Source organism: Peptoniphilus indolicus ATCC 29427, assembly GCF_000227315.1.
Taxonomy (GTDB): domain Bacteria; phylum Bacillota; class Clostridia; order Tissierellales; family Peptoniphilaceae; genus Peptoniphilus; species Peptoniphilus indolicus.
Genome location: NZ_JH165061.1, coordinates 402,098 through 407,280 on the forward strand (window position 1 = coordinate 402,098; position 5,183 = coordinate 407,280).

The window sequence follows — 5,183 nt, forward strand, 5'->3', positions numbered from 1 at the left end:
AAAAATTGTTAAGTACAATATTGATAATTAATCCGACAACTCCACCTATTAATAGTAGCTTATATAGACTAACTTTTCTCAAATACAATATAAGTCCTACGACAAAAGTTACCATAGCGGAAATATTTAAAGGATTTGTGAGAATTGAACTCTGTATTAGAGAGAGTGCTGTGATAAATATAAGCGATACCACACAAGCTTTTATGCCTATCAACATATAATTCAAACCTTTAAAAGTTTTACGCTTTTTAAATAAAAAATATCCTAGTAGCAACATCAAAATTGATTGAGTGGTTATGAAGCCTGTAGTTGCAACTATAGAGCCTAAAATTCCACCAATTTTTTGTCCGACAAATGTTGCACAGTTTATCGCTATAGGACCTGGAGTCATCTGGGATATGCTTACCACATCAATAAATTCTGACATTGTGAGCCATCCGTTTTTTTCAACTACAAATTTTCTTATAAGGGGAATGGTTGCATAACCACCACCAAAGGCGAATGTGCCAATTTTAAGAAATGTCAGATATAATTTTAAAAACATCATTTCACATCTCCATTTCTAAGGTAAAAAGTTAAAATAGCTATAACTGCACTTCCAAAAATAAGTTTTGCAGTGTCAACTTTAAAAAAGAAACTCAAGATGAACACCAAAACAATTATTATTGATGAAAAGTATTTATATTTTTTTGTAGCATTTTTACCCATCTCGTATACCGTAACTAAGAGTACAGCGCAAATTATTCCACTGATTCCATCTAAAATTGACCTTACAAAAAAATTTGTCTTAAACTGAACATAAAACATAGAAACAATGCTCAAAATTATCAAGCAAGGAAGAGTTGAAGCTATTAAACAAACTATAGCTCCACAAAATCCTCTAAGTCTGTAGCCTGTTAAAAATGAAGTAGAGATTGCCATAGCTCCCGGGCCACTCTGTGCAAGTGCAACAATATCATACATTTCATCTTCACTTAAAAGCTTCTTATTCTTAGCAAATTCATTAGAAATTATAGGAACTATAGTATAGCCCCCACCAAATGTTATGGCGTTTATTTTAAAGAAAATTATAAACAATTCAAATAGAGATATATTCATTTTTATCCTCCTAAATTATATTGTATCACTAGTTTAGGAATGTGGAAATTTAAAAGATTTTGTGTGATAATAGCTAATAAGAATGGGAGTGAATAAATATGAAAGTTGGAATAATTGGTGTAGGTAATATGGGCGGAGCAATCGCTCATGCTCTTATAAAAAATGGATTCGAGTTATATTTGACAAATAAGTCAGGAAATTTAGAAGAGTTCAAAGGAGAAAATGTACATATAGTAGGAGCAAAAGAGCTTACTCAAAAATCAGACTATATAATTTTAGCTGTGAAACCTCATGTTTATTCAGTGGTAGTTGATGAAATAAGAGACCATTTAAGAGAAGAGACTATTGTAATTTCAATAGCAGCTGGTCAAACCATTGAGAGTTTAACCAATTTACTCGGGAAGAGAAAATTTATCTTATCAATGCCAAATACACCGGCGATGGTCGGAGAGGGAATGAGCGCTATATGTCCTAGTGAAAAAGTAACTGAAGAAGAAATTGAAGATGTTAAGAAAATTTTTAGTTCATTTGGAAAAGTAAGTATTTTAAATAGTGACTTGTTTCATGGATTTGGAGCAGCTTGTGGAGCTTTGCCGGCGTATGTATATATGTTTATAGAGGCGGTTTCTGATGCGGCTGTTTTAACCGGACTAAAGAGAGATGATGCATACAAATTTGTTGCACAAACTGTACTTGGTTCAGCTAAGATGGTTTTGGAAACTCAGAAACATCCGGGAGAATTAAAAGATATGGTAACTTCTCCGGGTGGAACTACAATTGAAGGTGTTAGAGCACTTGAAGAAAAGGGATTTAGAGGAACAGTTATAGATGCAATACTTGCGGCTGAGAAGAAATCCAAGACTATGAGAAAGGAATAGATATGAGAGATTTAATAATTTTACTTGAAGATGGTTTTGAAGAAATTGAAGCTCTTACGATAAATGACTATCTTAGAAGAGCTGAAATAGAAGTCGATTTAGTATCAGTAAAAAATGTTAGAGAAGTTGAGTCATCACATGGAGTAAAAATTATAGCTGATTATTTGTTAGATGAAGTTAAAATTGATGACTACAGAGGTATATACATTCCCGGTGGACAACCTGGCTCGACTAATTTGAGCAATAATAGCCGAGTTAGAGAATTGGTTTCAATGTATGACAGCTCAGACAAGTATGTTGTTGCAATTTGCGCAGGTCCAATGGTGCTTGATGCGGCAGGAGTGCTTAAAAGCAAAAAATTTACATGCTATCCAGGAGTTGAAAATAGACTTACAAACCAAGATAGAATTGATGAGATAGTAGTTGAAGATGAGAATATAATCACTGCTATGGGACCTTCAATAGCTCAAATTTTGGCGTTTAAATTAATAAGTTTATTTAAAGATGATGAAACTTCTGAAAAGATAAAAAAAGACGTTTTATTCTATGAATTGGAGAGAGAAATAAGAAAAAATGACTGAAAAATTTTATCCGGGTTATTTAAGTGATATAGAGGGCATAAAGGTAGGTCATGCTCAAAATTATGACGCTCTTACAGGAGTAACTGTAATAATACCTGACAAAGCAGTTAAGTGCGGAGTTGATGTTAGGGGTTCAGCTCCGGGGACAAGAGAAACTGACTTGTTAAAGAGCGAAAACATGGTTGACGAGGTCAATGCAGTAGTCCTATCAGGAGGTTCTGCATTTGGTCTTGAAGCATCCAGCGGAGTTATGGAATATTTAAGAGAAAGAGAAATTGGACTTGATACAGGTTTTGCTAAAGTTCCGATTGTCGTATCTGCCGTAATATTTGATTTATCCGTTGGCAATGCAAATATACGACCGGATTTTAAAATGGGATATTCTGCTTGTGAAAATGTTTCAAAGGGCACCGGTATGGGTTCTATTGGAGCAGGTACAGGGGCAAGTGTTGGAAAAATACTTGGAAATAAATATGCCATGAAGTCCGGTTTAGGGCAAGCAAGTATGCAGTTCGGAGAACTTAAAATTGCAGCGCTTACAATATTAAATGCATTTGGAGATGTGTTTGATTCTGAAAGAAGAATTCAAATTGCAGGATGTTACTCACAAGAAGAGAGAAAATTTTTAGATACATTAAAAGTATATGAAAATTTGAGTGACTATGATGCGTTTAAGGGAAGAAACACCACAATCTCAATAGTTGCCACAAATGGAAAACTTTCAAAAGTACAACTAAATAAAGTATCTCAAATGGCTCATGATGGATATGCAAGGTCTATTGAACCCGTTCACACTATGTTTGATGGAGATACAATATTTTCAGTTGCAACTGGAGAAGTTGAATGTGATGTAACTTTTACAGGCTCTATGGCAGCAAGGTGTATTTCAAGAAGTATAGCAAATGCAATTTATGGTTCAGAAGACGGTGGAGATTTAAAAAGTTTTAAATCTTTAAATCTCTAAAAATTTGAAGAGTATCTTAACAGAACTCTATCAGGAGGAAAAATGAATAGAACAAACAGTAGGACAAAAAACAGAAAGCTTATTATTACATCGATTTTAGGTGCGATTACGGTCGCTTTAGGATTTACTCCGTTGGGATTTATTCCGCTTGGAATTTTAAATGCGACTACTTTACACATTCCGGTAATTATAGGAGCGATAGTTGAAGGACCATTAGTTGGAGCATTGGTAGGCTTGATTTTTGGCATATCGTCAATAATGAGGTCAATAATGAACACCACACCACTTACTCCTTTTATAATGAATCCATTGGTGTCTGTATTGCCAAGAGTTTTAATAGGTATATTTGCAGGATACACATATATTTGGGTAAAAAAATTAGATGAAAAATTGCTCAAGAATTTATCATACATCGCATGGATAATTTGTTCAGCATTTTTAGGGTATGTACTATATTCTAATATTGCTAATGGTGGAACTACCATGACAATAATTTTAAGTGCAATATTTTTAGCACTTAGCTTGTTTATGTTGTATTACACAAATAAAAAGATGAATTCAGATTTTGCAGCAGTTGCAAGCTCATTTATAGGCTCTATGACCAATACAGTATTCTTCTTGGGAATGATGTACGTATTATACGCAGAACAATATATGATAGCAGTTGGACAACCTGTTGAACTAGCAAGAAAAGTTATTTTTGGCATTGCCATAACTTCGGGAATTCCAGAGGCAATACTTTCTGTAATAGTAACTACGGCAGTAGTTAAGGGAGTTCTACTTTCAAAGAGGTAATTATGCTTTTAGCAATAAATATAGAAAATAAAAGTGTTCAAATAGGGTTATTTAAAGATAATCTCTTGGTTCATAAATTTAAAATAAAAACTGACCCGTCTGAAACGGAAGATGAAATAAAACTTAAGATAAAACAACTTATGGAGCCGTATAGCTTAAATCAAGTTACAAATTCTATAATATCATCAGTAGTTCCGGATGTGACAAAATCCTATAGAGAAATATTTCCGGAGGCATTAGTAGTTGGGGCTGGAGTGAAGACGGGATTAAATATAAAATGTGAAAATCCTAAAGAAGTTGGTTCGGATAGAATTATAAGAGCGGCTTATTCTTTAGGAGAGAAGGCGCTGATTATAAATATAGATGAAGTTATAACAATAGACTTCTTAAATGGAAATAATTTTATGGGTGGGATGATAATACCCGGTATGAATATGGCTTTGAATTCTTTAAAAGAGATGGCCAAGCTTTCAAAAGTTGAATTGGTGAAGGTTGATTCAATATTTGGCAACTCAACAACAAAGGCAATCCAAGCTGGAATATACCACCATTATTTGAGCACAGTAGAATATGTGATAAAAAATATATCTAAAGAACACGAAAATTTAAAAATTGTGGCGACAGGAGAACATAGCAAGTTAATACTTGAGGAATTAAATTTTAAAGTTCAATTAATTCAAGATTTGGCGCTCTATGGTCTTGAAAAGATATATGTATTAAATCAAAAATTAAATTTAGTATAAAAAGTGTGTTGGAAATTTTCAACACACTTTTCTCATATTAAATATAAATTCTTTCTAAATTAAAAGATAAAACTCCATCTTTATATACAGCGCTTCCGCTATCTATTAAATCACTTAATAAATT

General features: G+C 33.3%; 7 protein-coding genes. 5 read left to right on the forward strand and 2 right to left on the reverse strand.

The features are described 5' to 3' along the window. On the reverse strand, positions 1-547 hold a 547-nt coding region (locus HMPREF9129_RS11625), incomplete at its 3' end, for a chromate transporter (protein ID WP_004819719.1). Next, complete coding sequence (locus HMPREF9129_RS01835; protein WP_004819721.1) at positions 544-1,098, reverse strand: chromate transporter; 555 nt, start codon at positions 1,096-1,098, stop codon at positions 544-546. The genes HMPREF9129_RS11625 and HMPREF9129_RS01835, both read right to left, overlap by 4 nt. Before the next feature lie 98 nt (positions 1,099-1,196). On the opposite strand from HMPREF9129_RS01835, the gene proC reads away from it, so the two are divergent. From proC to HMPREF9129_RS01860, 5 genes are read left to right on the forward strand one after another with little or no spacing between them, the layout of a single operon-like run. Then, positions 1,197-1,976 carry a pyrroline-5-carboxylate reductase gene (gene proC / locus HMPREF9129_RS01840; protein ID WP_004819723.1) on the forward strand — a complete coding sequence of 260 codons (780 nt, stop codon included), beginning with the start codon at positions 1,197-1,199 and terminating at the stop codon, positions 1,974-1,976. A gap of 2 nt (positions 1,977-1,978) precedes the next feature. Then, entirely contained in the window at positions 1,979-2,557 is a 579-nt protein-coding gene (locus HMPREF9129_RS01845; protein ID WP_004819724.1) for a DJ-1 family glyoxalase III, read from the forward strand. After that, entirely contained in the window at positions 2,550-3,521 is a 972-nt protein-coding gene (locus tag HMPREF9129_RS01850; RefSeq protein ID WP_004819725.1) for a P1 family peptidase, read from the forward strand. The genes HMPREF9129_RS01845 and HMPREF9129_RS01850 overlap by 8 nt, the downstream gene beginning before the upstream one ends. Positions 3,522-3,563: 42 nt before the next feature. Beyond that, positions 3,564-4,316, forward strand: a complete 753-nt coding sequence (locus tag HMPREF9129_RS01855; RefSeq protein ID WP_004819729.1) for an ECF transporter S component — start codon at positions 3,564-3,566, stop codon at positions 4,314-4,316. A gap of 2 nt (positions 4,317-4,318) precedes the next feature. Then, entirely contained in the window at positions 4,319-5,059 is a 741-nt protein-coding gene (locus HMPREF9129_RS01860; RefSeq protein ID WP_004819730.1) for a type III pantothenate kinase, read from the forward strand. Positions 5,060-5,183: the final 124 nt, after the last annotated feature.